Genomic DNA, 24,839 nt, shown 5'->3' on the forward strand with positions numbered 1-24,839 from the left:
ACCTAGAAAAGCGGAAACATCGTGGGCGGCCCTGCGGCTACAGCCGCGTTTTCATCCTAGAATGTGGGACATCAGACTCCAGGGCCGTCAATCGACTATTGCGGGTGAACCGGGCGCCCTTCCAAGGAATCGTCAAGGCCGTGAGCTCTTCTGATTGGGGCGCTGTCTACGGATCAGAAGGTTAGGGGTTCGAGTCCCTTCGGGCGCACTTATAGAAACGGCCGTGACCTGCGGAAAAAAGGGTTACGGCCGTTTCCCTTCCCATTTTCGATCCTCAGAATCCCGCTTGGTGGACCGCGGTGATCCGGTGGTGATCGCGTGTCAAAAGCCTGTCGCACCAGCAGTGCTTGTTGGAGCACTGCTGGTGAAAGGCATCGATAGCGGATCCCGCCGGTGCGACCACCGGGGCGAGTAGCGCGTCCCGGCGGTCGACAATCATCGAGATCATGAACCGAAGGATTCTGATCATCCTGCTTGCTGTGCTGGGAGCCATCCCGGTAGTCACCGGTGTGACAGCGGTCGTGGGAGGCTTGGACTTCAGCCCGGACGACACAAACGGCACTCCGTATTTCGACAGCGAATACCGTTTCCTGGGAGTTTGGTGGGCGGCGGCGGGAGTGCTGCTCTGGTGGTCGCTGCGCGCTCCACGGCGGCGGGCCGTCGTGACGCGGGCACTGCTCGGCGTCATGGTGCTCGGCGGTGTGGCCCGGTTGCTGGGCGTCGTCCTGACTGGGCTTCCGCCGCTGCCGTTCCGCGTGTCGATGACCGTCGAGCTGCTTGTGATCCCCGCGCTGTTGATCTGGCATCGACGCGCGTATCCGATGGTCCGCCCTCCGGTCGCTTAGCTTCTCCGATCCGACCCCCAAGCCCATCCGCATCGCGCAGCCACCGGAGATGTTGCCGTCCCGGCTGCGGGACATGGGAATCGGGTGGGTGACCCGCTGCAGGCCTCCCGAACTGGCGGCGAAGGGGTATTGCCGGTCGGTGCTCCGGCGCTTACGGCCGCGTCGACGATTTGTCGACGCGGCCGGGATTTGACCGATCAGACCCTACTTTTTAGTGGTCTTGGGGTTTTCGGTCTGTGTGGCGTACCGCTTCTCGGCCTTGGCGACGGCTTCAGCGGTGAGGTTGATGCCGCCGGCGACCTTGATCATCTGTTCTTTGGTCAGGCCGGTGCTGGCGTCGAACTGGACGGTGAGGTAGACGTGAGGCGACTGGACTACGAAGATCTGGGTGGCTTCCACGGTGGTGCCCTCGTCCGGGGTGCCCTCGTCGGTGTGGATGTACCGCAGTGCGGCCGGCTTGCCGTTGATCGTCAGTTTTTCGTCACCGTCGGGTTCGACCGTGTAGTCCTTGTTCTGCAGGTAGACCGCGATCTTGCCGGTGAAGACCGTCGGGTCGGACAGCTCCGGCTTGGCCGGATCCGGAGTCTTGGCCTCCTTCGGCGCGATGACCAGTTCGTACTCGTTCTGGCCCTGGATGAAGAATCCCTCCGGTACCGTGTCGATCGTGAACAGGTGAGGCTGCTGCCCGGTGTAGCCGACGAGCTTGATTCCCGCGGTCGTGCCGTTCGTGCTCTGAGCTGCGGTGAGCGGGTCTGCGGCGGGTCGACCGACCAGCCCGGGCCCGAGCGACACCGCGGCCGCGAGCGCCGTGACACCGAACGCCGACCCGGCGGCCACTCGCACGATCCGGTTGCGCCGGACGGCGTGGCGTCCGCGAGCCAGGTCGTCCTCGATGACGCCGGCCGGCGTCTCGTCGGCGGGACCGGCCAGGTGCTGCAGGCGGTTGTGAAGATCCATCATCGGGTGAGTTCCTGTTCCTTGAGTGGGGCGTTCGGGGCAGTGGGGTTACCGGAGGCTGGGGGCTGGTCCAGCGCCGCCCGTAGCTTGTCGAGAGCTCGGGCGGTCTGGCTCTTGACCGTTCCGGTCGAGCAGCCCAGTGCGGCCGCTGTTTCGGCGATGTCCAAGTCGTGGAAGAAGCGCAGAATGACCGCGGCGCGCATCCGCCGCGGCAACTGACTTAGCGCGCGAGACAGCTCCGGATCCAGGTCGGCCGATGCCGGCTGCGCCTCGGTACGGTCCGGCAGTCGATCAGACGGTCGCTCGAATCGCCACCATGATCGACGGCGTTCCCTGAGGAAAGCGTTGACCAGCACCCGGCGCAGGTAGCCGTCCGGGTTGTCGGCCCGCCGGAACGCCGCCCAGGAGACGTAGAGCTTGGTCAGCGCGGTCTGCACGAGATCCTCGGCCAGATGCGGATCGCCGGCCGTCAGCAGCCGCGCGGTCTGCAGCAGCCACTTGCGCCGATCGGCCACGAATTCGTGGAACTGCTCGTCGCGCTCGGACCTGCCCGAGCTGCTGTCCTGTTTCACACCCACCCTGACCCCTCGGCACGACTGAAGGTTGCATGAGGCCGAGCCCGGTCGAAAAAGATCAGCGGGAGGTCTACCTGACCGCCATCCGCAGCCCGGGTTGCCGGCAGCCCGGGTTGCCGACCCTGACGCGCCCACCTCGGACGTCCTTCAGCACGCTGCAAGAAGCGCAGCGATCTTGGTCATGACAAGAATCGGCTTGATCATCGCAAAGACGCGCCTTTTGCCGACCGTTGCCGGACGGCAACCGGCCGCAGCTGAACGGTGAACAGCGAGCTGAGATCAGCGCGGGGTCCGTACGGATGCAGCGACGAAACCGGGTCGACCCGGAAAGCGGCGTCGCCGGGATCCGCGCACCACGTGCGGTCACGCCCTCGCGTGTTCGGACTTCGGTGTTCGAAGCCTGAACACTTTGCCGGCCGATTGGCAATGTCAGGTTGGAAGCGCGGATCTCGCCGAGGAGGGCCATGGCGTCGGATGCGGATTTGATAGGCCGGTCGCTGAACGGCGATGTCGATGCCTTCGTGGAGGTGGTCGATCGTCACGAGGCCGCCGTCGGTTCGTACCTCGCTCGCCGTGTGGGGCGCGATGCGGCTGAGGACCTGCTGGGCGAAGTATGGGTCGCCGCGTTCGAGTCGCGGAGTTCGTACGACCGGTCGTACGACGACGCGCGGCCGTGGCTGTACGGGGTGGCGTTGAACCGGCTGCGCCGCTTCTGGCGGTCCCGGCCGCCCGAGGACCTGGTCGAGGACGTCACGGAGCTGGCCACCGGCTGGGATCCGTGGTCGGCGGTGGACCTCGGCATGGACACTCGGGCAGCACTCCAGTCGGCCTTGATGCGGCTCAAACCGGAGGAACGGGAAGTGTTGAGGCTCGTCGCCTGGGAGGACCTGACCGCAGCCGATGCCGCCCGGGCGCTCGGCATGCCGGCCGGCACGGCACGGCGGCTGCTGAGCCAGGCCAGGACGGCTCTACGCGAGGCCCCAGGGGTGTCCGCGCTTCTGAAGGAACGCAACAGCGCGAAGGAGAAACACCGATGACCGACGAGCTTGATCTGGTCGGTGAGTTGGGCCGCGCAGAACCACTGCGCCCGGAGGCCTATCAGCGGGCGCGGGCGATGCTGCGCGCGTCGATGGCCGATCCCGGAACCGTGCGGTTGCTGGGCGTGACATCAGCGGAGGACACGACTATGGAGGCGAATTCCACCATGGAAACAACGACAACCACCCGTCATCACGAGTCCAGCCCGTTGATCCGGCGCGGCCGTCGGCTGGGCCTGGCGGGCCGGCTCGGCATCGGCGCCGGCGTGGCGGCGGCGGCAGCCGCCGCGGTCGTCGCTGTGGTGCTCAACTCGTCGGCGACCGGGGGCGTGGTGGCCGCCGGTGATCCGTCGGCTGCCGCCTCGGGGGGAGTCGCCGCCGACGGGGCCGCCGAACGCGCGCCGCTGATGACTTTGGCCGGGTCCATCAAGACCCTCACTTCTTCAGAGGGCGACGCCTGGTTGGTGAAAGCGACTCAGGTCAACGGCAAGAAGACCATGCAGGTCGTCTACACGTTGTACACCGATGGTCACGCGATCTACACCGGCAACAGTGTGAAGGACATCAAGCTGGCGATCGCCGGTCGACAGGACCAGATGGAGGACGGCGGGTACGCCCCCCTCCTCAAGGCGGCGGCCGTCGCGGCGGACAGCAGCCCGGCCGACGGCCGGACCCAGATGCTCAAGGCAGCCGGCGATCCGCTGGTCGGCCTCGACCCCGCAGCGCAGAAGGCGGAGTGGGACAAACAGCAGGCGGCCGCCCAGGTGATCATCAAGCAGAAGGGCGGCACCGCAAAGCCGAAGTCGTACAGCCCCCAGGCCGTCCAGCAGCACCTCGACAACGCTCTGTGGACGTACAGCACCGAGGCACTGTCCGCCGGCGAAGGCAACACGCAGGTCCGCGCCGGGGTGCTGCGTCTCATGTCCACGATCTCCGCGGTCGACGTCAAGAAGTCGACCACCGACGGCAAGGCCACGCTGACGATCACCGCCGGCCCGGAGGTGTTCGGCGGCGAGGGCGGCCAGGTGCTGACCGTCGACGCCACGACCGGCATGCTGGTCAAGAGCGTTTCCAACGTGCCGGGCCTTCCCCAGGCCGCCACGACCTACGAGTCCTCCCGGGTGACGCAGGCCGGCCTGTAACGGCGATCCGATGTTGCAGATTTCGGCGTGTATCCAGTGGTCAAGGGTCGGATCGCACGCCGAGCCGCAGCCGTCGATCACCGGATAGGCCCGAATCAAGCACTCTGCCGTGACCCATGATCCGGTCACGATCATCGAGGTGCTGAGCTTCTCGGATTGCGGCACCGCCTACGGATCAGAAGGTTAGGGGTTCGAGTCCCTTCGGGCGCACTTCAAGATAAGGCCGTGACCTGCGGAAACAAGGGTCATGGCCTTTTTGTTTTCCACCTTCGAGCCATGCTGTCCCAGCATGTGGGCGATGGATGATCGCGTGCCGTTAGGATGTCGATCCATAGCGAATTCGCTGTCTGAGCTGGACTTTCACCGCGTGGATCCGGCCCGTGACCGAGCCGCGATCGCTATCGTGCGTGACGATTGATGGGTAGTGGCACCCTTGCGGTGGTAATTCGGCTACGGATGGCCGGGGACGGTCGGCGGGTGCCCGACGTCATCGGATACCGGATCTGCCGGCGTATCCGAAAGGGCGACGGGTCTCCGCGCACCTGGTGCGGACGAGGATTGGGCGATCGCCGGGATCGGCGAGAAGGCCAATCAGTTGACCTCGGCGGTCGGCCATCTCCGCGACCAGCACGGGTGCCAGCCTGGCCGAGATCATGGGACTGCTCAACCGGCTGATCGACCGCAATAGCCCGTAGTAGCCCCGCCCGACATGTAGCGCAGTTCACCTCGACGGCTGCTGCCTACGGTGTGGTGCTGAGGGATTCCGAGGTAGCCGGGGCGTCGGCGTGCAGGTCGCGCAGGAGGTCGGCCTGTCCGGTCAGGACGCCGGACAGGATGAGTCGTGCTACGGCCAGTAGGTCGGCGACGTGTGGGCTGGTGAGGGTGTAGTAGACGGTGGAGCCTTCTTTGCGGGTGGTGACGAGGTTCGCGCGGCGTAGCACGGCGAGTTGTTGAGACAGGTGGGCGGGCTCTATGCCGACCTCGGGTAGCATTTCGGTGACGGAGTGTTCGCGTTCGCTGAGTAGTTCCAGGACTCGGATCCGGGCGGGATGTCCGAGTGTTTTGAAGAATTCGGCCTTCATCTGGTAAATCGGCCTGCTCACCAGTGCTCCCTTATTCATCGGTCCTCCAACCCGTCAGCGGTGGGTTCGTGTGGTGCTCGGCGTCGTGCCGATTCGACCGCGGTGACGGCCGCGGCCATTGTTTCCACGACCTGTGGGTCGAGGATGTCGGGCAGCAGTCGGTGTGCGCCGAGCAGATTGTCCCCGACGAGGCCGGCCAGCACATCGGCGGCGGCAAGGTGCATAGCGGTGGTGATACGGGAGCATGGGAGTTGAGCGCACCGCGTGTCAGTCCGCGGCGAAAGCCGGGTCTCCGCCGGTGCGTTGTTCGTCTGATGCTTTCGTGTCGACCAGCCGCATGGCCGGGCAACCCGCTTTCGCCCTCGTCGCACCCTCAGGGCTACCACCGATCCTTGGGGTGGACGACGCCTCGGACATCACTAAACAATGACTTGCTAATATTAGCAAGTAAAGAGAGGTGATATGCATAGTCGGTGATCGGTGATCGGTGATCGGTGACGCGGTGGCTGCCTGCCGCCACCTGATCCCGGCGGGGCGTCGACTCTGGTGCGCCAGCGTCGGGCCGGTGGCGCCTCGATGCCGCAATCGCGTGCACGCGAGGGCGTGACGACTCCGAGGCTCCTTCGCGGGCGACTTCATCCAGGCAGCCTGGCTTCGATTCCCCCTGCGTGGGCTCCCCCTGCGTGGGCAAGGTCACCACCGCTTGATGCTCCGCCTTGTTTATTAATTGCTAATGTTTGCAAGTGCTGGATTTGTTAGATAGTCGGACGGTGAGGGGGCGAGCCGGGTGTCGTTGCCGGTGCACCAGGTGAAGGCCGAGTTGTTTCGCACGCTGGGCCATCCGGTGCGAATCCGGGTCCTTGAGTTACTGCAAGACGGGCCGAAGCCGGTCCGTGACCTGCTCACCATGATCGAGGTGGAGCCGTCCAGCCTTTCGCAGCAGCTGTCGGTGCTGCGCCGCGCGGGCCTGGTGGCCTCATCGCGGGAGGGATCACTGGTGGTCTATTCGTTGAGTACGCCGGACGTCGTGGATCTGCTCGCCGCCGCCCGCAGGATCCTCGGCGCGGTGTTGTCCGACCGCGACGGGCTGCTCGCGCAGTTGCGTACCGGTCCCCGGTCGTGAGTACGGTGCAGGCGATACGGTCGCTCGGTTCCCGGTTCACGAGCCTGCTGCCGCAACGTTCGGACTGGATTGCTGTGCGGCGCTCGCCGCGCCGCGACCTGCTCGCGGGGCTCACCGTGGCGGTGGTGGCGTTGCCGCTGGCGTTGGCGTTCGGGGTCACCTCCGGTCTCGGCGCACAGGCTGGCCTCGTCACCGCGGTCATCGCCGGCGCCGTCGCCGCGATCTTCGGCGGTTCGAACCTGCAGGTGTCCGGGCCTACCGGTGCGATGACCGTGGTCCTGGTCCCGGTCGTGCAGCGCTTCGGCGCCCGCGGGGTACTCATGGTCGGGGCGATGGCCGGTGTGGTTCTGATCGCCCTGGCCGTGGCCCGGCTAGGCCGTTACGTCCGCTACCTGCCGACCCCGGTGATCGAGGGTTTCACCGCCGGCATCGCGGTGGTCATCGCCCTGCAGCAGCTTCCGGCCGCGCTCGGCGTCACCGACGCGCACGGCGACAAGGTATGGGCGGTGGCCGCCGACGCGGTCGCCCGCTTCGCCCGTACCCCACACCCCGCACCTATCGCGATCGCCCTCGGTGTCGCGGCGCTGATGCTGTTCGGTGCCCGCTGGCGCCCCGGACTACCGTTCTCGCTGCTCGGGGTCGCCGCCGCGACGATCCTGGCGGAGGCCGCACCGATCGGTCTGACCCGTATCGGCACCCTGCCCGCAGGCATCCCGGCCCCGTCGCTGAGCTTCCTCGACCTCGGTGCCGTTCAGGTGCTGCTACCGGCGGCGCTGGCCGTCGCCGCGCTGGCCGCGCTCGAGAGCCTGCTGTCCGCGACCGTCGCCGACGCGATGAGCGTGAGCGAGCGCCACGATTCCGACCGGGAACTCTTCGGCCAAGGATTGGCGAACCTCGTCGTGCCCGTGTTCGGCGGGATTCCCGCCACCGCCGCGATCGCGCGTACCGCCGTCAACGTCCGGGCCGGCGCCTCCTCAAAATTGGCATCGCTGACCCACGCTGTGGCACTGGCCGTGATCGTGCTGGCCGCCGCGCCACTTGTCGGCCGCATCCCCCTGGCGGCGCTGGCCGGTGTCCTGCTGGCTACCACCGTGCGCATGGTCGAGGCCGGTTCCCTGATCGCTCTGGCCCGGTCCACCCGTGGCGACGCGGTCGTGCTGATCCTCACCTTCACCGTGACCGTCGTGTTCGACCTGGTCACTGCCGTCGCCGTCGGGATCGGCGTCGCGATCGTGCTGGCGCTGCGCGCGGTGGCCCGCACCGCCAGTCTGCAGCAGGTCCCGCTCGAGGCCGGCGACCACAGCGCCGAGGAACACGCGCTGCTTGCCGAACACATCGTCGCGTACCGCCTCGACGGCCCGTTGTTCTTCGCCGCCGCCCACTCCTTCCTGCTGCAGCTGTCCGAGATCACCGACGTACGGGTCGTCATCCTGCGCATGTCACGGGTCTCCACGCTCGACGCCACCGGCGCACACGTCCTTGCGGACGCGATCAACCGGCTGCATCACCGCGGCATCGTCGTGCTGCTTTCCGGCATCACTCGCGGCCACGAACAGGTCCTGGCCACCCTCGGGCTAGCCGAGCAGCTACGCCGCGACGGCCATGTCTTCCCCGACACCCCGACCGCCATCACCCACGCCCGCGCCCACGTCCTGGACCACTACACCGCCGACCTGGCACCACCCGCCGCCGACACCGAACCCGCCGCCGGCGGCCCCAGCCGAACCGGCAACGGACACGACCGTGGCGGGCAGATCCGCACCGGGCCCGCCCGGCGCCAGCCGCAGACCGCCCCCTTCGAACCCTCACCTCCCGGAGCGTCTCCATGCGACTACTCCTGATCGGCCCGCCCGGCTCCGGCAAGGGCACCCAGGCCGTGCACCTCGCCGAGCACTACGGCATCGCCCACATCTCCAGTGGCGATCTGCTGCGCCGCCACGTCGCCGAGAACACCACCATCGGCCGGTCCGTCGCCGCCTGCATCCAACGCGGAGACCTCGTCCCCGACGGCATCGTCATGGATATCCTCCGTAAACCCGTCGAAGCAGCCACCCGACGGGGCGGCTACATCCTCGACGGATTCCCCCGCACCGTCGAACAGGCCGAAACCGCCTACCGGGTAGCCGAACCCCTCGGCACCGAGGTCCGCATCGCCGTGCACCTCACCGCCGCACGACCCGAACTGATCCGGCGACTGCTCGACCGCGGCGCGCAGACCGGCCGTACCGACGACACCGAACACGTCATCGGCCACCGCCTCGACGTCTTCGACCAAGCCGCCACCCCACTGCTCGACTACTACCGCAAACGCCAGACCCTCATCACCATCGACGGCGACCGGCCGGTATCCGAGGTCACCCGGACCGCGATCACCCACCTCGACCAAGCCCGCCACGACCTCGGCCTGCCCGAACACCGTTACACCCCACCACCGGCCGCCCACCGTGACACAGAGCTGACAACGGCTGTCGCGACACCCGGCCAGCCGACCCCACAGCCCCACAGGAACCGGCAGAACACCGGCCCCGGCCGCAAGTAACGCCCACGTCGCGAGCCCATCCGCCGGGACACGACAACACAACCGCCACGAGCCCCGGCCCGTGTGCCGATGACCGGCGGTCTGTTCGCGAAGGTCCGCGGGAAGTTGGTGTGGGAGTTCTTCGAGGAGTTCCGCGGGGCTCCCGTCGAGGATCGGCCGCGGCTGGTTCCCGAGGAGCCGGCCCTCGGTCGGTGGCCGGGAGTGGGACTTGTTGCTGGCGGCCATGGCCGAGCATCTGACAGCGCAGCTGGATCTGGCGCCGCCGTCGTGGTGAAGGCCCTGGACGCCTCCGGCGTCGCGATGGGCCGTTTCTCCGAAGGTTTTTTTTCGGCGCGCCCCCGGACCGGGTCTTCGCGGCTTCTTCCTTGATGCGTTTGCGGGTGTGCCGGGCGGCGGCCAGCACCAACGTGGCGGTGGCGTCCGCGCAGCGGCGCTGGCTGTCGGGAAGCGCGCTGGTGTAGGTGTCGGCGGTGACCACGATGCTGGAGTGCCCGAGCAGATCTTGCAGGGTCTTCAGGTCCGTGCCGGCATGCCGCGGCGTGGGGCGTGATGCTCCGCGAGCCCGGAGTGCTGAAGGTGCCCGGGTGCGCCACGTATGTTCGCCGCTTCGCCCAGGGCCGCCCGGCGGGGTGACGATGGCGTCGTGGGCGCTCGGCTCTGCGGCGGGCTTGATGGCCGTGACCCACAGGCTCGGCGACACGAATGAAGCCCTCACGATTCGCCGAGAAAATCTATGGCGGTGGGACTAGACATTCCTATCGGGGCCGGTTAGTGTTTCTCTCGTTGACAGCAGAGATCGTTGAAGACGCAGACGAAGACCGAGCGTCAAGCAGGGCCCGGATCTTTCGTGGCTCGCTCGGCACGGCGGTGGCACAGCTTCACCGCACGCATTTCAGTAAGGCACGTGTAAGACAAGACCTTGACGTAACTCCAGGTCAGGGCGCATTCGGGTAGGGCCAGTGCAGGTTCAGGGCTCAACCCGACGCAGGACAGCAGTCGAAGTAGCTAGTAAGGCAAGTGTGAGACAAGACCTTGACGAAGTTCCAGGTCAGGGCAGACGCAGGTGGGGCCGATGCAGGTTCAGGGCTCAATCTGATGCAGGAAGATCCGCCGTACGTGTGCGGGGCCGTGAAGTTTGCGTGGGGCTCCAACACCGGCAGGTAGTAGGACAGCACCACAGGAAATGGAAGCAGAGGAAAGGGAGGGACGAGCACCGTTGGATCGCCCGCCGTCAGGACAGTTTTCGAGTTCTGGGGTGGACACCGCAGTCTCCATCGAACGTGAGGTGGTCTCCGGTCACGCTTATGCGATCCTCGCACCGCAAGCCGCGAATGGCGGCAGGTGCGGAAAAGGCAAGCCGACGAACCTGTCGGTAGATGGTGTTGTGAACCCGTAACCCTGGGCCCCGGTGCTTCTTGCGCCGGGGCCCTCGTCATGGAGAGGTGTGTGTGGATGACCCAACCCGATGACATGCTCGACGACGAGCACTACCCGGCCTACACGATGGGCCGCGCCGCGGAGATCACCGGCGCCTCGCAGGACTTCCTCCGCCGCCTCGAGAAGGCGAAAATGTTAATCCCGTCCCGGTCGGCCGGAGGCCACCGCCGCTACTCGCGTTACCACCTGCGTCTCGCCGCACGGGCCCGCGAGATGGTCAGGCAAGGCATCGCCCTGGAGGCCGCCTGCCGGATCGTCGTTCTTGAGGACCAGCTCCAGGAAGCTCTTCAGCGCAACCGGAGCCAACCGCGTCGGCAGCAAGCGGAAGCCGCCTGATTTTGATCGTCTTCACGGTCCTTCTCCGATGAGAAGGACCGTTTCGCATGGCCCGCGTTCCCCCAACCGTACGTATCACCGGCTATGAGCGCGCCACCGATCCCGATCCGCGGAGGCGCCGTGCCGGACCATAGGTGTTGCACGCTCGCTCTACATCTTTCGCGTCTATGCTGCCTCGCGTGACCGGCAGCGGGGCGAGCGGTGTGGATCTCAGCGATGTGCTGCTCGCTGTCGAGCGGGCCGCCCCGGTCGACGCCCTGGAGGCGGTGACTCGCAGTATCGGCAGCCATCTCGAGGCGTCCTGGGTGTCGTTCCTGGTGGCGGACATGAGTGGTCGCGCCCTGGTTCGCCTGTCCCACGTACCGCTCGGCGCCGTGCTGGACGCCCGGCAGCAGGATCAGGACGTCGCGGTGGTGCTGCCCTTCGACGGTGGGCCTCAGGAGCAGGCTCTGCGTGGCCAGCGCGTACTGGTGCAAGCAGCCGGGGACGTGTTCGTGGTCCGCGCGCCGGTTACCCAACGGGGAGAAGTCATCGGTCTGCTCGAGATCGCCCTGCCCGCGCCGCCGCCAGACGCGACCGTGCAGGCGGTGGCGCGGGCCGCGCACACGCTGGCGTTCGTGATCATCGCCAACCGCCGGCACACCGACCTGTTCGAGTGGGGCCAGCGCACCACCGCGTTCACTCTCGCCGCGGAGATCCAGCGCCGGTTGCTGCCGGCCTCGTTCACCTGTGAAGCCGACTCGTTCACCCTGGCGGGCTGGTTGGAACCGGCGGCCAACATCGGCGGCGACACCTTCGACTACAGCCTTGCCCGGGACGAGCTGCACCTGAGCATCACCGACGCTGTCGGCCACGGGGTACAAAGCGCACTGACCGCGACCCTGTGCGTCGGCAGTCTGCGTAACACCCGCCGAGGCGGCGGGACCCTGCTCGAGCAAGCGGAAGCCGCGAACCTGGCGTTGCTCGACCATGCTCCCGGCGGGTTCACCTTCGCCACCGGGATGATCGGCCGGCTTGCCCTGCGCACCGGGATTCTGTCCGTGGTCAACGCCGGGCATCCCACCCCGCTGCTGATCCGCGACACCGCCGCCCAGCAGGTGCCGCTTCCGGCCAATCGGCCTTTCGGAGTGCTACGCCACCGCCCCTATCGGGAGGCGCAGATCGCGTTGCAGCCAGGCGACCGGCTGGTGCTGGTCACTGACGGCATGCTGGAACGAGGCGCCGCCGACCTGGACCTGCCCATGCGCCTGCAGCACCTGAGCGGGCTACACCCTCGCGAAGTGGTCCGCGTGCTCGGCGACCTCGTCCTCGAAGTCGCCGGCCCCACCCTGTCCGACGACGCTTGCCTGCTGGTCCTCGACTGGTACGGCGGCCACGGCACCACCCGCCACACCGCCGCCGGCGCCGACCTTCACCGCAGCAGCACACCCGCCCCCGCAGCCGCGTAACCACCGGCGAACGCCCCAGGGACGCATTATCGCGCCCTGGCCCGTGGTCAGGCGCGAACTGCCGACAGGTCGAGCTCCGCCTCGGCGACGGCCAACCACGTGCGAGGACGCCGCAGTCCGAGCGGTGCCGGCTCCCGCCATCGCCTGCGCGGTCACCAGCGGCCATGTCGACTCACGGCGTGCGAGGCCGTCATCCGCGGTGGAGGATCCTCAACCACGGATCTTCCGGCAACGTAAGACCATGCGGACCTTCGCGGGCAGAGTCACGCGACAAGCGCGCCTTCGCGATACTCGGCGGCGGGCCGCTGCTCACCCGCCGGGCAGGGTGGTCCGCGCGCCGGTGGCCGGTGTCCCCGGTGGGCAGCCCAGTGATACGCCCCCACCCTAGGCGGGACAGCGTGTGGCGTAGGTCCGACCTGGTGGCGGTGCTTCTGGTGAGCTGCCTCCTGTGGGTGCCGGCCCCGGCCACGGCGTTCGGCACGATTGAGGGCGGCGGGCAGCACCGGGAGCATGAACGGATCACCCGTGCCGCTCTGGCCTGCCATGCCAGTGCCGCATCATCCGGCGACTGCTTCGAGCCGAAGTCGGCGGACCAGCTCGCGGGCCACCGCAAGTCGTTCGGCGCGGTCGGGGCGCCCGACCTGACCGAGGTGTCCGACCCGAGCGCGCACTGCGACGACGCCGACTATCTCGACGGCGGCTATCCACGGACGCGCGCGCAGGCCACCAGAGGGCTCCTCGCCTGCGTCGACCATCTGCGCGGACGCTTCCGCGAGGCGGTCGAACGGGCCGCGGGCCTGCTCGACGATGGAGACGCTCTGGTGGGTGCCGAGGTGGATCTGGGCATCGACTGTGTGCTGGATGCCGGCTCCGAGCAGCGTGCCAAGTGCCGGACCGTCGAGGCCTTCGGCCGGGCTCTGCACGGAGCGCAGGACTTCTATTCGCACAGCAACTGGGCCGATGTCACGGACCTGTCCCGGCCGCTCGGCGCCGACAACCCGCCGGGCCTGGGTCTGCCCGCGCCGAGCCCGGTCCTGGACCTGCGCGGCACCGGCACGCCTGCCGTTCCCGCCGCTCTGTCCACCGGCTGCTTCGTCCTGCGCGACCGGGTTCCCGGTGTCGAGGCCTGCACCGGGCGTGTCACCCACGCCGGCCTCAACAAGGACAACGGCACCGTCGATCCCAGCACCGGCGGCGTCACGGCGCCGACGACACCGCGAGGCAGCGTGGCCGACAACTTCGCCAGGGCCGTCACCGGGGCCATCGTGGAGACCCGGCATCAGTGGCAGGAGTTCCGAGCGGCGCTGCAGGCCGCCTACGGCAGGACGAGGGCGTCTCTCATGATCTGCGCGCTCACCCACGACGATCCGCTGAACGACTGCCGGCGTCACAGTACGGTGACCGTCGTCCTGGTGATCTCCGCAGGCCTGATCGGTCTGGCTGGCGCCGGCCTGCTGGTGTTCCGGATCCGCCGGCGGCGCGGCTGGCTCATGCGTCGCGGGTGATGCCAGCCAGCGCCGACCGGCGCAGCCTGAGGGGATGACCAGCCCGGAACAGACCGCGAACCGTCGTGCCGCGCACCTGAGCCCCGCCGAACGGGCTCGGCTCGGTAAGGAGGCTCGCCGGATCGCGCCGCTGGACTCACACGCGGAGCTCTCGCCGGCGGTGAAACGGGATCCGGTGACCACTATGACGGCCGATGACGCCGCCCGGGTGCCGGAGCTGCTCCCGATCCGCTACGGGCGGATGCTGGTCTCGCCGTTCACGTTCTATCGCGGCGCGGCGAGTGTGATGGCCGCCGACCTGGCGCCGACGCCGGTGTCCGGCTTCCGGGCGCAGACCTGCGGGGATGCCCACCTGTCGAACTTCGGCTTCTTCGCCTCGGCCGAGCGGGCCTTGGTGTTCGACATCAACGACTTCGACGAGACGCTACCGGGCCCCTGGGAGTGGGATGTCAAACGGCTGGCCACCAGTATCGCGGTGGCCAGCCGAGCGAACGGGCACAACGCGAAGCAGAGCCGCCGCGCGGTGCTCTCGGCCGCCGCCACCTATCGCACGGTGCTGCGCGACTTCGCGAAACAGACCAACCTTCAGGTCTGGTACGCCCAGCTCGACGTGGACCACCTGCTCGACCGTCTGAGCTCGACGCTGTCCACCGAGCAGATGAGGAACACGAGAACGATGGTGGACAAGGCGCGGACCCGTAACAGTGCGCAGGCCCTGGCCAAGCTCTCCGCCGTCGTCGACGGCGAACGCCGCATCGTCGCCACACCGCCCGTCGTGGTGCCTGTCGAGGATTTGATGCCGGACGCGTCGGCGAATCAGCTCTTCGACGCCATGCAGGAACTACTCGAGGGCTACAGCCGGTCGTTGTCGCCCGACCGGCGCCTGCTGCTGGGGCAATACCGGCTCGTGCACATGGCCCGCAAAGTCGTCGGTGTGGGCAGCGTCGGAACCCGGTCCTGGGTGCTGCTGATGATCGGCCGCGACGACGCCGACCCACTGTTCCTGCAGGCCAAGGAGGCGGGAGCGTCGGTGCTGGAAGAGTACGTCGGTGCCAGCGAGTTCGAGCACCACGGTGAGCGGGTCGTGGCCGGGCAGCGCACCATGCAGGCCAGCGGCGACATCTTCCTGGGCACCCGGCGGGTCAACGGCATCGACGGCAAGGACCGCGACTTCTACGTGCGTCAGCTACGGGATTGGAAAGGCTCGGTGGAAGTCGAGGGCATCCGGTCGAGTGGCCTCGTGACCTACGCCTCGATCTGCGGCTGGACACTGGCCCGGGCGCACGCGCGCTCCGGGGACCGCGTCGCCATCGCGTCCTACCTCGGCTCCAGCGACCGCTTCGAGAACGCCGTCGCCGATTTCGCCGAAGCCTACGCCGACCTCAACGACCAGGACTTCCGCCTGCTCAAACAAGCCGTCCGCGACGGCCTGATCAAAGTACAGAAAGGAATCTGACCCTGCTCGGGTCGGTGAGTTCCAGCGCGACCCTCGGGGAAGTCAGACGCATGCCGAGCTTGGACCGTCGGGTTCAGCCGAGGCGGCGACCGGGCCGCGGCCGTCCCGTTCGCCTACGGTGACGCCGGCGAGCGGAACCTGCCCGATGTCTACCACCGACGAGACCGCGGAGACCGGCCAGCCGGTTGTTCCGGTCCTAGAGGCACCGCGCCCACGGACCTGGTGCACGACGCCGCGCCGCCGATGCTGTTCCTGCACGGTGACAAGGACAGCTCGACGGTCCTCGAGGACGCCCGCGAGCTGGCCGGTCGGCTCCGCAAGGGTCGCCGCCTCAAGAAGGGCACGTCGTGCGTCTTCTACGCTGCCGTCGACAAGAACGGCAACCAGTCTGAGGCCAAGGTCAAGAAGCAGAAGCTGACCCGCTGGCCCCACCGCTGACGGTGAGTGAAGGGTCCGCCCCTTCACTCACCGTCGGCGGATCACTTGGTGTACGTGAAGTACTTCCAGGCGCCGGCGGAGTTGTAGTTCACGGTGTCGCCGGACGAGCCGTTCAGGTATTCGGCACGGACGCGGAAGCGCTTGCCGACCTTGGCACCGGTGACGAACGTGAAGGACGCCTTGCCGCTCGCGCTGAGCTTGGTGTAGCGGCCTGACCACAGCTGCCACTCGCCGCCCTTCCAGACCTCGATGATCGTGCGCACCTTCCGGCCCGGGTACGGGGTCATGGTCTGCGTGATCAGCGGGTTCTTCGACTTGCGGAAGTACTGGTACGCCGTGGAGCCGATCTTCGCCGTCTTGTAGTGGCGGGACAGCTTCGTGCTCGCGTTGACCTTGGTCCACACGTTCATCCGGTAGGAGGTCGGGTTGCTGACCTCGTCACCGGGGAACCGGGCGGTCACCCAGGTGTTGCGGGTGACCTTGACGCTCGCGGTGAGCTTGCCGGCGCTGTTCACGGTGGCCCGCTTGACCAGGCGGTTCGGCTCGCTGCCGTACGGGTCGGCCCAGATCTCCACGACCCGGCTCCGGTAGGTCCTGCCGAGCGTCGCGGTGACGGCGACCGTGGATCCGTAGGCGAGGGCGCCGCCCTGCGAGCTGCGGGTCAGCTCCAGGCTGGGCACGGCGCGGTCCACGCCGACGACTCGCTGCACCGAGGAAGCCGTGAACGACGCGTCGCCGGGGAAGGACACGACGTAGCGGTACTCGCCGATGAACGGCGGAAGGTCGGTGAAGCTGTAGACCCCCACCGCGCCGGTCTGCACGTCCTTGAGCACCGTGCCCGTCGACGTCCCGTTGTCGTAGCGGGTGACGTGCAGGGTGAGGCCGCTGCGCTCGCCCCAGTTCGCGTTGAACTGGCCGCTCATCGTGAGCGGAGTGCCCCAGGGGAAGCTGAGCGGGCCGGTCAGCTCGATGCCCGACTCTTCAGGCTGCGGTGACGTGGAGACGGTCGGGTCCGGTTCGACCGGGTCCGGGTCGTTCAGGGTGTGGAGCCAGTAGCCCGCACCCTGGGTGGCGATCGCGAAGAGGCGGGGGCCGCCCGGCTCCCAGGCGATCCCGCGCTTGACCACCTCGGAGAAGAAGTCGATCCCGGCCGGCTTCGGCAGGGCGAACGACAGCTCCGGTTCCGTGGCGCCGGGCGCGAAGACGGCGAGGTCGTTCTCCGCCGTGACGTTCCGGACGGCAACCGCGATCTGTCCGCCCGCGGCGACGTCGACCGCGGTGAAGTGCTCGAGACCGGTGAAGACCTTCGTGCCGGCGCCGCCCGGAACGCCGATGCGGTACGCCCCGGAGTATCCGGCCCGGTAGAGCTGCGCACCGTCGCCGGTGATCGCCACGTCGTCGACGTACCCGTTCGCCAACGTCTCGAACTGCAGCTCCTCGGTGCCGGTGGACACGTTGTAGACGGCGATGTCCCCACCGGTGGAGCGGACGTCGGTCAGCGTGAGCAGGCCGGGGGCCGACGGGTGCCAGGAGAGTTCCGGCGGACCGTTGAAGGAGCTGACGTCCGCCGCCCGCTGGTGCAGGTTGACGGCGCGGGTCGTGAGGTCGAGCGAGCCGAACCTCCCGGAACCGTCGAACCGGGATTCGTCGTAGGAGAACCAGAGCTTGTCACCGCTCACCGCGACGTCACCGGGCCATCGGCCGGCGCCCACCGAGTAGCGGTCCACCTCGGTGAGGGTCTCGGCGGAGAAAGCGACGATCGCATCCGCGTCGCCCACCACGGCGTAGAGGCGGCTGGAGTCGGCCGACAGGGCCAGCCCCTGTGCTCCGGGGAGGTTGGTGACCTCGGCGAGTTCGTGACCCTGGTAGTTGGTTGCGACGACCTTGCCCGAGGTGGGGTCGCTGACGAAGACCCGCTGGTGGACGGCGTCGACCGCGAGGTCGCCGAAGGACTCGATGGGCAGCCTCTGGTCCGAGTCGGCGACGGCCGGACCAGTGGAGAGGCCCAAGCCGGCGGCGGTGGCGCCGGCCAGAAGAGTGGCCGCTAGTGCGGCCCGGGAGATTCGCATGAGGACCCCGTGTCGATCGGAGGAAAGCCGGTCTCCGGCATCGTAAATACAAGATCGACTACTGCCGATCGGCCGAACGGGTGAGGACGGGCCGGGACCGTAACGACGCCGAGTCCGGCGCCGCGGTGTGACACGAAAACGGGAGACGAGCGGGCTTCATGTCCTCATAGGATCTGCGTATCAGCAGCTAGGGACGGGGAACAAATGTTCAGTGTCAACGGTAAGAAGCTCGCCGCGATCGGTATCGCGGCCGCCGCCACGACCGCGTTCTTCGCCTCGCCGGCGCAGGCCGCCTCGGCAGCCAAGGCCGAGGTCGTCGGGAAGAACAGCACCGTGGTCCGGTTCACCGCGGCAGCCGGCCAGGCCAACTCCCTGGTCATCACGGTCTCCGGCCGGACGATCACGCTGAACGACAAGGTCGCCATCAAGGCCGGCAAGGGCTGCAAGGCGGTCAAGGGTGACAAGACCAAGGTCAAGTGCACCACCGCGAGGAAGGCGACCGGGCTCACCGTCACGCTCGGCGACAAGAACGACTTCGTCGACAACAACTCCGCGATCCCGCTGACCGCCAACGGCGGCACCGGCGACGACACCGTCTTCGGCGGCACCGGCAAGGACGCCCTCTCCGGCGGCGACGGCGTCGACGACGTGCAGGGCGGGAACGGCAACGACACCCTCCGCGGCGGCCGCGGCAACGACCACGTCGAGGGCGGCCCGGGCCAGGACAAGCTGTACGGCGACGCCGGCAACGACGACCTGATCGGCGGCGACCTCGACGGCGAGCTCGCCGACAGCGGCGACACCATCTACGGCGGCGCGGGCAACGACTTCCTGCTCGGCGGCTACGGCAACGACTCCCTCTACGGCAACGCCGGCAACGACAACCTGGTCGGCGGCTCCGGCAAGGACAAGCTGGTCGGCGGGGCGGGTACGGACACCGCCACCCAGTAACCCCCGCGCAACGGGACAGCGAGCACCGTCGACGTTTCGTACGATGCTCGCATTTGATCTCTCGTGAGCGCGTGAGGAACCCGTTGACTCATTCTCTTCTTCGCTGGGCCCTGGCCGGAACGGCCGCTGCCGTGGCCTCGGCCGCGCTGGCGGCCCCGGCCGTGGCGGCTACCGGACCTGTCCTGGTCGGCGGCGCGACGCCGCTGATCAGTGCGGCGGTGGGCGCGGACTTCGACGTCACCCTGTCGGTCACCAACACCGGCACCACGCCGCTGACGGATGCCGGCGTTCTGCTGCACACCGACTGGGGCTTCGAGCCCACCGGTCAATTCTCCAACTGCGACTACAGCGACGGCCGGGCGAGGCTCTGCACCTTCGCCCGGACGTTGGAGCCGGGCAAGAGCTACCGGGTCGTCCTGCCGTACAAGGTCCGGTCGGACACCTCCGCGCCGGGCGGCATCTACGGCGAGTTCGAGTGGCTGACCGCCGACGAACTCAAGGCCTACGACCGGAGCACCCCCGGCACCGGTGCCGCTCTTCCCCTGGCGGAGGGCGACCCGCTGCCCGCGGACGATGACCACGTGGCTCCGGTCGTCGAGGTCACCGTGAGCGGCACGAACGGCACCGACCTCGTCGCGATCGGCGACCAGGTCTCCGGCGCGGCCGGCGACCTGGTGCAGGCCACGGTGGGTGTGCGCAACGACGGCCCGGCCACGCTCAACGGGGGCCGCGCGGGCATGCCGCCGGCCGAGGTCGAGGTGGTGCTGCCGGCCGGCACGTCGTTCGTGAGCGCTCCTCCGGAGTGCGAACGTGAGGACGACGCCACGCACTACCTCTGTAGCGTGCCGGCGCCGTACCTGTTCACCGCCGGTACGACGTCGCCCTGGACGTTCACCCTGAGGGTCGACAAGGTCGTGGCCGACGCCCAGGGCACGGTCCAGGTCAACCCGCCGTGCCAGTGCACCCGCCCCGGCGATCGGGACCGGTCCAACGACACGGCGCTGCTGCGGGTGAACCCCACCACGGGGAGCACCGACCAGATCCCGCCGGTGATCGCGGGCATCGGCCTCCTCGCCGATCAGCAGGTCCCCGCCGACCTCGTCTTCTACCCGGCGTCGGCCGACAACGTCGGGGTCACCGAGCTGCGCGCGACCGTCAACGGTTCCCTCGAGGCGGCCTGCACCCTGACCGGCGGCTGCCAGGTGTCGCTGGCGAGCCTGGCCGACAATGCCCTCGCCACGATCGTCGTGCGGGCCACGGACGCGGCCGGCAACCACACCGAGAAGTCGGTCCGGGTACGCGTCGACAACGTCCTGCCCAGCGCGATCCTCTCGCCGGCGCCCGGATCGTCGGTGCCCAGCGGGCCGGTCACCATCGCACTGAACGGCGTCGCCGGCGATGTCTGGCGCATCGACGCGCTCGACGGGCCGAACCACACCCAGCTGTCGGGTGAGCCGTGGACCTACACCTGGAACGCGGTCACCGGCGCGGCCTCCCCGACGTTCGTCCTCCGTGACATCGCCGGCAACATCACCACCCTGGCGACCGGCTACACCGTGACCGCACCGGCCGTGGACGACCAGCCGCCGGTCATCACGCGGGTGGATTTCGTCGGCGCGTACTCGACGAACCGGCTGGACACCGGCGCGGGCTGGGTCGGCGGCGTCAGCACCCTGAAGCCGACGGTCCACGACGCGTCGGCGATCGTCCGTTCCGAGTGGACCGTCAACGGCGTGGTGCGGTCGAGCGGCCAGACGTTCTCCTGGGACGTGCGTACGTTCGCCGCGGCCACCGCGACCGTTGGCCTGCGGGTCTGGGACGCGGCCGGCAACACGTCGGCCACGTCGTTCCTCGTGCACGTCGACAAGTCCGCTCCCACGATGGCCATCGCGCCGGGCAACCGCGCGCTGATCCGGGGTACGTCGTACGTCACCTCGCTCAAGGCCGCTGACCCGCACGGAGTCGCGGTCACGCACCTGGCGGGCAAGAGCGGTTCCGCGACGTCGGTGCGGGTGACAACCGGCAAGGACGGCGTCAAGACGATCACCTGGGTGGCCGTCGACAAGCTGGGCAACGCGGCCAGCGCCACGCGAACCGTGATCGTCGACAACACCGCACCCGCGGTGGCCTTCAAGGGCGCTCCGGCGAACAAGACGAAGCTGCGGAAGACCATCTCGCTCAAGGCCACGGCGAGCGACCGCAACGGAATCGCCAAGGTGCAACTGCTGGTCAACGGCAAGGTGGTCGCCACCGACACCCGGGCGGCGTACGCGTTCACGCTCAACCCGAAGAAGTACGGCAAGTCGTTCACCGTGCAGCTGCGCGCCTACGACAAGGCGGGCAACCTCAAGGTGACGACCAAGCGGACCTACCGCCGCTGATCCTGTCGCTCGGCGCACGGCCGTGACCCGCGGAAACGCCGGGTCACGGCCGTTTGCGCGCTGGCGTGAGCAGCTCCTCGCCGACCGATGACCGACGCGTGAGGCAAGGCCGATCAGCGGCGTTACTGAAGCGTTGCGACGGTCCGGGAGCGGATCGTCCGTTTGGGCGAGGTGTAGTTGGTGATCTTCGATATAGCCTCGCGGGTGACATCGACACGGACGTCCTGTGCCGCGAGGAATCTGCATGATCAAACGAAGGATCGGTGCCGCCACTGTGGTGGCCGCACTGGCCGGATCCACTGTGCTCGCGGCCGGTGCCGCACCGGCGCTGGCCGACTCCGGTAAGACCCTGCCCATCACGTCCGTCGGCGACCTGGTCGTGGACGGCGCGCACCAGCGGATCTTCGTCAGCGACCCGACCGGCGGGAAGATCGTCGAGACGACGTACGACGGAACGGTGGTCGCCACCGCGACCGGCCTGCCCCGGGTCACCGGCCTGGCGCTCTCGGCCGGCGGCGACACGCTCTACGGCACCCTGGAGGCGGGCCGGGCGATCGTCGCCCTCCCGGCCGCCACCCTCACCGACCCGGTCCGGTACGACCTGGGCACCGGCGTCTACCCGCTGTCCCTGGAGAGCGTGGCCGGCAAGCTCTGGTTCAGCTACGACGACTACGGCCGTGATCCGTACATCGGCGGGGACGGCAACATCGGCTCCCTCGACCTCAGCGGCGACGCACCGGTCGTGGCGTTGCAGCAGGACAGCTCGGGCGCCTACGGCCTCTGGTCCGGAGCCCCGCACCTGACGTCCGCACCGGGTGGCGCCCCGAAGCTCGCGGCGTTCGACCCGGGCACGTCCAGTGGTGTCGTCGCCGTCTACGACGTGTCCAGCGGCACCCTGAACCGCACCGCGGCGAAGGGCATCCCGGAGAACGCGTACACCAGGGACGTGGCGTTCACCCCGGACGCGTCGCGGATCGTCACCGCCGCGCCGTCGCCGCAGGACCGCCTGACCGTGGTGAACAGCGCGGACCTGGAGCCGGTCGGCTCCTACCCGTTCGAGGCGTGGGCCAACGCGGTGGCCATCGCCGCGGACGGCACCGTGGCCGCCAACTGCTCCTCCGGCTGCGGTCCGGATCTGCGGATCTTCGCGCCCGGCGGAACCCGGCCGATCCGGACCTACGTCCTGCCGGACACCGATCCGACGGTCACCGGCAACGACGACGTGGTGGACCGCGGTCTCGCCTGGGAGCCGGACGGCAACCGGCTGTTCGCCGTCACGCAGAACAGCAGCGATGCCCACCACCTGCGGGTCTTCACCGAGCCGAAGAAGTCGCTGCCGACGCTGAAGCTGTCCGGCCCGGCGTCGGCGACCCGGGCGAAACCGGTCACCATCACCGGCACGCTCACCGCTTCGCTCCCGCTGCCGGTCGGCGCGCCGGTGACCGTCACCCGCATCGACCTGGAGTACCCGTCCGGCAAGTCGCTGGGCACCAGGACGACCGCCGCCAACGGGTCGTTCTCGTTCACCGACACCACGTCGGCCGGTGGCACGGTGACCTACCGGGTGTCCTACCCCGGGGACGCCAACCACTCCGCGGTCACCGCGACCAGATCGGTCGCGGTCTCCCGCGCCGCCACGTCGCTGTCGCTGACCAACAACGGCAAGATCTATGGGTACGGCAAGACGGTCACGTTCACGGCGCGCCTCGGCGCCAGCTACAAGAACCGGGCCGTGGAGATCTGGGCCGACCCGAGTGGCGCCGACCAGAAGCGCCGGCTGCTGAAGCGGGCCGTGGCCGGCAAGACCGGTTATGTCTCGACGAGCCTGCGGCTGACCCGCAACACCACGGTGTCCGCGGTCTTCGCCGGTGACGCGCGCACCGCGCCGAAGACGGTCACGGCGGCCGTCGGCACGAAGGTCAACGTGTCGCTGAAGCTGTCGAAGTACTACAAGACCAGCAAGGGCACCCGCTACTACCACGTGAAGACCAACGCGAAGTTCGCCATCACGATGACCGCCGCACCGACCGCGCGGAAGGCGTACCTCTCGTTGCAGGTCCTCTACCGGGGGAAGTGGCAGTCGTTGATCGGCGGGTACTACCCGACCCCGGAGACGTTCTACCTCAACGGCGCCGGGTTCAAGGGCTACAAGCTGCGCATTCGTACGGCGTACGTCAAGGGCGACTCGGGCGACAGCCTGAACACCACGACGTGGACCGGGTACCAGTACCTGTCCTTCACCAAGTGAGCCGTGCCCGGCTGCCGTGACCAGCACGGCGGCCGGGCCGTCAGCACCCCGGCCGGGTTACCCGGCGGTGGGGTGGTCGCGCGCCGCGATGGCGTCCGCGATGAACCTCTGAAAGCCGTCGAACTGCTCCGCGGTCATCTTCCACCGCCGGCCGCCGGAGATGTCGTCCGCGCCGTACGCCCGGCCCAGCCGCACCTTGTAACCGCCGCCGGACGGCGTCGCGCTGATCCGCAGGAACGCCACGTGATAGCGCAGGGTCTCCTCGGTGCCGCTGTGGAAGATCTCCAGCACTCGGCCGTCGAGAACCAGGATCTGTTCGTCGAACGCGAACTCGGTCGCCATGGTCGCCGCCTCAGGGTCGGGTCATCGCCCGGGCCGGCGACGTGTGCGTGATAGTAGAACGCCGACGGCTCTGCCCCCCGAACACGGGACATGTCACGGCCCTCGAAAGCTGACATCGTCTTTCTCGGAAGCGTCGCAGTGACGCGCCGGAGAGGGAATGCAGATGACTGTCGAGATTACGTCGTCGAATGTCGAAGAGCTTATCGCGAAGCACCTCACCGAGGAGTTCGCCGACGACAACAAGGTTCGCGCGCTGTCCCAGCACTTTCGGCGTGAGGGCTACGTAAAGCTGTCCGGCCTGGTCTCGCCGGAGATCTTCGCCGCGGTCACCAAGGAAACGCACGACATCCTGGACCTGCACGCCAAGCGGATCGACATCCACCTCAAGGAGACCGGCAACACGCCGCGCTTCATGAGCACCGTCAGCCAGGCCGCGATCGCCGCCGACGCGAAGCTGATCCCCGCCGTGTACGAGTCGCCGGCGCTGAAGGGCTTCCTGTCCCGCATCGCCGCCGAGGAGGTCATGGACTGCCCGTGGGAGGGCGAGAAGTACATCATCATCCGCCAGGAGCGGGTCGGTGACACCCACGGCTGGCACTGGGGCGACTTCCCCTTCACCGTCATCTGGATCATCGAGGCGCCGGCCACCGAGTTCGGCGGCATGCTCCAGACCGTGCCGCACACCGACTGGAACAAGGAAGACCCGCAGGTCAGCGAGTACCTGATCAACAACGTGATCAAGACCTGGCCGCACTCCACCGGCGAGCTGTACTTCCTGCGGTCGGACACCACGCTGCACCGCACGATCCCGCTGAACGCGGACCGCACCCGGATCATCCTCAACACCTGCTGGGGCAACGCCGCGACCGCCGGCCGCCCGCAGAGCCACGAGACCATGGAAGCGATGTTCGACTGAGCCGCCGGGGTC

Annotated in this window: 21 protein-coding genes; 15 read left to right on the forward strand and 6 right to left on the reverse strand. The window is 68.3% G+C overall.

Features of this window, described 5'->3' with window-relative positions; translation table 11 throughout:
• Positions 1-446: 446 nt before the first annotated feature.
• Positions 447-845 (forward strand): DUF4345 domain-containing protein, encoded by a 399-nt coding sequence (locus ADL15_RS15595; RefSeq protein WP_083971285.1) that lies wholly within the window; start codon positions 447-449, stop codon positions 843-845.
• 204 nt (positions 846-1,049) lie between these two features.
• Here ADL15_RS15595 and ADL15_RS15600 read toward each other — a convergent pair whose 3' ends face one another.
• Positions 1,050-1,805: a hypothetical protein gene (locus tag ADL15_RS15600; protein WP_157441380.1), complete on the reverse strand. Its 756-nt coding sequence runs from the start codon at positions 1,803-1,805 to the stop codon at positions 1,050-1,052.
• Positions 1,802-2,380: a SigE family RNA polymerase sigma factor gene (locus ADL15_RS15605; RefSeq protein WP_338025540.1), complete on the reverse strand. Its 579-nt coding sequence runs from the start codon at positions 2,378-2,380 to the stop codon at positions 1,802-1,804. The genes ADL15_RS15600 and ADL15_RS15605 overlap by 4 nt, the downstream gene beginning before the upstream one ends.
• A 461-nt stretch (positions 2,381-2,841) precedes the next feature.
• Here ADL15_RS15605 and ADL15_RS15610 point away from each other — a divergent pair, with 461 nt between their 5' ends.
• Both ADL15_RS15610 and ADL15_RS15615 read left to right on the forward strand, forming a co-directional pair.
• Positions 2,842-3,414, forward strand: a complete 573-nt coding sequence (locus tag ADL15_RS15610) for an RNA polymerase sigma factor (protein WP_067690535.1) — start codon at positions 2,842-2,844, stop codon at positions 3,412-3,414.
• Positions 3,411-4,556: a hypothetical protein gene (locus ADL15_RS15615; protein ID WP_067690538.1), complete on the forward strand. Its 1,146-nt coding sequence runs from the start codon at positions 3,411-3,413 to the stop codon at positions 4,554-4,556. The genes ADL15_RS15610 and ADL15_RS15615 overlap by 4 nt, the downstream gene beginning before the upstream one ends.
• 740 nt (positions 4,557-5,296) lie before the next feature.
• Here ADL15_RS15615 and ADL15_RS15620 read toward each other — a convergent pair.
• Together ADL15_RS15620 and ADL15_RS52930 are read right to left on the reverse strand one after the other, a co-directional pair.
• Positions 5,297-5,659, reverse strand: a complete 363-nt coding sequence (locus tag ADL15_RS15620; RefSeq protein ID WP_067690541.1) for an ArsR/SmtB family transcription factor — start codon at positions 5,657-5,659, stop codon at positions 5,297-5,299.
• A gap of 14 nt (positions 5,660-5,673) precedes the next feature.
• Positions 5,674-5,862 (reverse strand): hypothetical protein, encoded by a 189-nt coding sequence (locus tag ADL15_RS52930; protein ID WP_157441381.1) that lies wholly within the window; start codon positions 5,860-5,862, stop codon positions 5,674-5,676.
• A gap of 563 nt (positions 5,863-6,425) precedes the next feature.
• Between ADL15_RS52930 and ADL15_RS15625 the strand changes: the two genes are divergently transcribed.
• The 8 genes from ADL15_RS15625 (at position 6,426) to ADL15_RS15660 (ending at position 15,920) form a co-directional block, all read left to right on the forward strand.
• On the forward strand, positions 6,426-6,761 hold the full coding sequence (locus ADL15_RS15625; protein ID WP_067690545.1) for an ArsR/SmtB family transcription factor: 336 nt from the start codon (positions 6,426-6,428) through the stop codon (positions 6,759-6,761).
• A 74-nt stretch (positions 6,762-6,835) separates the two neighbouring features.
• On the forward strand, positions 6,836-8,602 hold the full coding sequence (locus ADL15_RS15630) for a SulP family inorganic anion transporter (RefSeq protein WP_232344120.1): 1,767 nt from the start codon (positions 6,836-6,838) through the stop codon (positions 8,600-8,602).
• Complete coding sequence (locus ADL15_RS15635) at positions 8,587-9,300, forward strand: adenylate kinase (RefSeq protein WP_067690548.1); 714 nt, start codon at positions 8,587-8,589, stop codon at positions 9,298-9,300. Before ADL15_RS15630 ends, ADL15_RS15635 begins: the two co-directional genes overlap by 16 nt.
• Positions 9,301-10,752: 1,452 nt before the next feature.
• Positions 10,753-11,073, forward strand: coding sequence for a helix-turn-helix domain-containing protein (locus ADL15_RS15640; RefSeq protein ID WP_067690960.1), 321 nt, complete (start codon positions 10,753-10,755; stop codon positions 11,071-11,073).
• Positions 11,074-11,252: 179 nt separating this feature from the next.
• Positions 11,253-12,521, forward strand: coding sequence for a PP2C family protein-serine/threonine phosphatase (locus tag ADL15_RS15645; protein ID WP_232344122.1), 1,269 nt, complete (start codon positions 11,253-11,255; stop codon positions 12,519-12,521).
• A 434-nt stretch (positions 12,522-12,955) separates the two neighbouring features.
• On the forward strand, positions 12,956-14,026 hold the full coding sequence (locus ADL15_RS15650) for a CinY protein (RefSeq protein ID WP_232344124.1): 1,071 nt from the start codon (positions 12,956-12,958) through the stop codon (positions 14,024-14,026).
• A gap of 34 nt (positions 14,027-14,060) precedes the next feature.
• On the forward strand, positions 14,061-15,482 hold the full coding sequence (locus ADL15_RS15655; RefSeq protein ID WP_067690554.1) for a DUF2252 domain-containing protein: 1,422 nt from the start codon (positions 14,061-14,063) through the stop codon (positions 15,480-15,482).
• 222 nt (positions 15,483-15,704) lie between these two features.
• A complete protein-coding gene (locus ADL15_RS15660) occupies positions 15,705-15,920 on the forward strand; it encodes an alpha/beta hydrolase family protein (protein ID WP_067690557.1) in 216 nt (71 codons plus the stop codon).
• Positions 15,921-15,961: 41 nt separating this feature from the next.
• Here the strand turns inward: ADL15_RS15660 and ADL15_RS15665 are convergent, their stop codons facing one another.
• Positions 15,962-17,989, reverse strand: coding sequence for a carboxypeptidase-like regulatory domain-containing protein (locus ADL15_RS15665; protein ID WP_067690560.1), 2,028 nt, complete (start codon positions 17,987-17,989; stop codon positions 15,962-15,964).
• 204 nt (positions 17,990-18,193) lie between these two features.
• Here ADL15_RS15665 and ADL15_RS15670 point away from each other — a divergent pair, with 204 nt between their 5' ends.
• From ADL15_RS15670 to ADL15_RS15680, 3 genes are all read left to right on the forward strand, one after another.
• Positions 18,194-18,940 carry a calcium-binding protein gene (locus ADL15_RS15670; RefSeq protein WP_067690563.1) on the forward strand — a complete coding sequence of 249 codons (747 nt, stop codon included), beginning with the start codon at positions 18,194-18,196 and terminating at the stop codon, positions 18,938-18,940.
• 83 nt (positions 18,941-19,023) lie between these two features.
• Positions 19,024-21,321 (forward strand): Ig-like domain-containing protein, encoded by a 2,298-nt coding sequence (locus ADL15_RS15675; RefSeq protein ID WP_157441382.1) that lies wholly within the window; start codon positions 19,024-19,026, stop codon positions 21,319-21,321.
• Positions 21,322-21,565: 244 nt separating this feature from the next.
• Positions 21,566-23,569, forward strand: a complete 2,004-nt coding sequence (locus tag ADL15_RS15680; protein WP_067690568.1) for a hypothetical protein — start codon at positions 21,566-21,568, stop codon at positions 23,567-23,569.
• A 57-nt stretch (positions 23,570-23,626) separates the two neighbouring features.
• Here the strand turns inward: ADL15_RS15680 and ADL15_RS15685 are convergent, their stop codons facing one another.
• Positions 23,627-23,911: a hypothetical protein gene (locus ADL15_RS15685; RefSeq protein ID WP_067690571.1), complete on the reverse strand. Its 285-nt coding sequence runs from the start codon at positions 23,909-23,911 to the stop codon at positions 23,627-23,629.
• Between the two features lie 163 nt (positions 23,912-24,074).
• Here ADL15_RS15685 and ADL15_RS15690 point away from each other — a divergent pair, with 163 nt between their 5' ends.
• Complete coding sequence (locus ADL15_RS15690) at positions 24,075-24,827, forward strand: HalD/BesD family halogenase (protein WP_067690966.1); 753 nt, start codon at positions 24,075-24,077, stop codon at positions 24,825-24,827.
• Positions 24,828-24,839: the final 12 nt, after the last annotated feature.

Source organism: Actinoplanes awajinensis subsp. mycoplanecinus, assembly GCF_001509495.1.
Classification (GTDB): domain Bacteria; phylum Actinomycetota; class Actinomycetes; order Mycobacteriales; family Micromonosporaceae; genus Actinoplanes; species Actinoplanes palleronii.

Coding starts and splice junctions, on each gene's coding strand:
- ADL15_RS15595 (WP_083971285.1), top strand. CDS start 447: ATGAACCGAAGGATTCTGATCATCCTGCTTGCTGTGCTGGGAGCCATC.
- ADL15_RS15600 (WP_157441380.1), bottom strand. CDS start 1,805: ATGATGGATCTTCACAACCGCCTGCAGCACCTGGCCGGTCCCGCCGAC.
- ADL15_RS15610 (WP_067690535.1), top strand. CDS start 2,842: ATGGCGTCGGATGCGGATTTGATAGGCCGGTCGCTGAACGGCGATGTC.
- ADL15_RS15615 (WP_067690538.1), top strand. CDS start 3,411: ATGACCGACGAGCTTGATCTGGTCGGTGAGTTGGGCCGCGCAGAACCA.
- ADL15_RS52930 (WP_157441381.1), bottom strand. CDS start 5,862: ATGCACCTTGCCGCCGCCGATGTGCTGGCCGGCCTCGTCGGGGACAAT.
- ADL15_RS15635 (WP_067690548.1), top strand. CDS start 8,587: ATGCGACTACTCCTGATCGGCCCGCCCGGCTCCGGCAAGGGCACCCAG.
- ADL15_RS15640 (WP_067690960.1), top strand. CDS start 10,753: ATGACCCAACCCGATGACATGCTCGACGACGAGCACTACCCGGCCTAC.
- ADL15_RS15655 (WP_067690554.1), top strand. CDS start 14,061: ATGACCAGCCCGGAACAGACCGCGAACCGTCGTGCCGCGCACCTGAGC.
- ADL15_RS15665 (WP_067690560.1), bottom strand. CDS start 17,989: ATGCGAATCTCCCGGGCCGCACTAGCGGCCACTCTTCTGGCCGGCGCC.
- ADL15_RS15670 (WP_067690563.1), top strand. CDS start 18,194: ATGTTCAGTGTCAACGGTAAGAAGCTCGCCGCGATCGGTATCGCGGCC.
- ADL15_RS15680 (WP_067690568.1), top strand. CDS start 21,566: ATGATCAAACGAAGGATCGGTGCCGCCACTGTGGTGGCCGCACTGGCC.
- ADL15_RS15685 (WP_067690571.1), bottom strand. CDS start 23,911: ATGGCGACCGAGTTCGCGTTCGACGAACAGATCCTGGTTCTCGACGGC.
- ADL15_RS15690 (WP_067690966.1), top strand. CDS start 24,075: ATGACTGTCGAGATTACGTCGTCGAATGTCGAAGAGCTTATCGCGAAG.